This window comes from Protofrankia sp. Cr1, from assembly GCF_963555865.1.
Lineage (GTDB): Bacteria > Actinomycetota > Actinomycetes > Frankiales > Frankiaceae > Protofrankia.
This window is the reverse complement of the sequence record NZ_CAUVXO010000181.1, coordinates 1-1,458: the sequence shown is the minus strand read 5'-3', so window position 1 is coordinate 1,458 and position 1,458 is coordinate 1. Positions and strand designations below refer to the sequence as shown.

Below are 1,458 nucleotides of genomic sequence, written 5' to 3'. Positions count from 1 at the left end.
TGGGGCACGATGGCCTCTATGGCGACCACGTCCGTGATTCCTGATGTGCTGGCGACCCGCTATGCCTCGGCCGAACTGACCAGCCTGTGGTCACCGGAGAACAAGGTCGTCCAGGAACGCCGGCTCTGGCTGGCGGTGCTGCGCGCCCAGCGGGACCTGGGCCTGACCATCCCCGCGGGTGTGATCGAAGACTATGAGCGGGTCCTCACCGACGTCGACCTTGATTCGATTGCGCAACGGGAGCGGATCCGGCGCCATGACGTGAAGGCCCGGATCGAGGAGTTCAACGCCCTTGCCGGCCATGAGCACGTGCACAAGGGCATGACGTCGCGGGATCTCACCGAGAACGTCGAGCAGCTCCAGGTGCGCAGCTCGCTGGTGCTGATCCAGAACCGGATGGTGGCGGCGCTGGCCCGGCTCGGGCAGCTTGCCGCCACGTACGACACGCTGGTGATGACCGGACGCAGCCACAATGTGCCGGCGCAGGCAACCACGCTCGGCAAGCGGTTCGCGTCCGCCGGTCAGGAGCTGCTCATCGCGTTCGAGCGGGTGGAGGAGCTGCTCGCCCGCTACCCGCTGCGTGGGATGAAGGGTCCGGTCGGGACCGGCCAGGACATGCTCGACCTGCTGGACGCGGATCCGGCGAAACTGGCCGAGCTGGAACGGCGGATCGCGGAGTTCCTCGGCTTCGGACGGGTGCTGACCAGCGTCGGCCAGGTCTACCCACGGTCGCTGGACTTCGACGTCCTCACCGCGTTGGCGCAGGCTGCGGCGGCGCCGGCGAGCCTCGCGGTGACCATCCGACTGATGGCCGGCCATGAACTGGCCACCGAGGGCTTCGCCGCGGGCCAGGTGGGCTCGTCGGCGATGCCGCACAAGATGAACACGCGTTCGTGTGAGCGGGTCGGTGGCCTGGCCGTGGTGCTGCGCGGATTCGCGACCATGACCGGCGAACTCGCCGGGAACCAGTGGAACGAGGGGGATGTGTCCTGTTCGGTTGTGCGCAGGGTGGCGCTTCCAGGCGCATTCTTCGCCGCCGACGGACTCTACGAGACGTTCCTGACGATCCTGGACGACTTCGGGGCCTACCCGGCAGTGATCGCCCGCGAGCTGGACCGCAACCTGCCGTTCCTGGCCACGACCAAGGTCCTGATGGCGGCGGTGCGCCGCGGAGTCGGGCGGGAAACCGCCCACGAGGTCATCCGCGAGCATGCCGTCGCGGTCGCCCTGGCGATGCGGGAGAAGGGCGCCGACCACAACGATCTGATGAAGCGCCTCGCCGGTGACGAGCGGCTGGGCCTGGACGCCGTCGCGTTGTCGTCCGTGCTGGCCGAGCCACTCGCGTTCACCGGCGCTGCCCGCGCGCAGGTCGCGGATTTCCACGCCAGGGTCGAGGCCATCGTGCGTCGCTACCCGGACGCCGCGGCATACGTCCCCGCCCCGATCCTGTGACGATTC

At 68.9% G+C, this 1,458-nt stretch carries 1 protein-coding gene; it reads left to right on the top strand.

Annotation, left to right across the window (positions count from 1 at the left end):
* Positions 1–9: 9 nt before the first annotated feature.
* Positions 10–1,452: an adenylosuccinate lyase gene (gene purB / locus U9980_RS15105; protein WP_322768498.1), complete on the top strand. Its 1,443-nt coding sequence runs from the start codon at positions 10–12 to the stop codon at positions 1,450–1,452.
* Positions 1,453–1,458: the final 6 nt, after the last annotated feature.

What these genes read in the sequence shown, in the direction of transcription:
- purB (WP_322768498.1), top strand. Translation starts at nt 10, where the DNA reads ATGGCCTCTATGGCGACCACGTCCGTGATTCCTGATGTGCTGGCGACC.